This window comes from Bacillus sp. SIMBA_074, assembly GCF_046534555.1.
Lineage (GTDB): Bacteria > Bacillota > Bacilli > Bacillales > Bacillaceae_G > Bacillus_A > Bacillus_A mycoides.
This window is the reverse complement of the sequence record NZ_JAWRYM010000627.1, coordinates 1-267: the sequence shown is the minus strand read 5'-3', so window position 1 is coordinate 267 and position 267 is coordinate 1. Positions and strand designations below refer to the sequence as shown.

General features: G+C 45.3%; 1 protein-coding gene. It reads right to left on the bottom strand.

Going from position 1 to position 267, the window contains the following annotated elements:
• Positions 1 to 179, bottom strand: a 179-nt coding sequence (locus SB773_RS32260; RefSeq protein WP_410594446.1) for an N-acetylmuramoyl-L-alanine amidase, incomplete at its 3' end; no start/stop codon positions are given.
• Positions 180 to 267: the final 88 nt, after the last annotated feature.

The window sequence follows — 267 nt, the reverse complement described above, 5'->3', positions numbered from 1 at the left end:
CTTGAGAGGGTAGTATCTGTTGTTCGCGTCATGGCGACGGCGATGTTTAACTCTTGGAGTCGGTTGTATTGATAGGTTGATATCTTGAGGGTCATATCCTTCTCTGAAAATTGGGAATTATTACCTCCCCCAGGATCGACACCACCATGTCCGGCATCGAGAATGACGATAGGAGTCATTGTCACATCACCTCTTGCAATTAGGATATGCTAGAAGTAGCAATCATGTTTGAGGCGGACTCATCAATTTCCGATGGTGCAATGTACA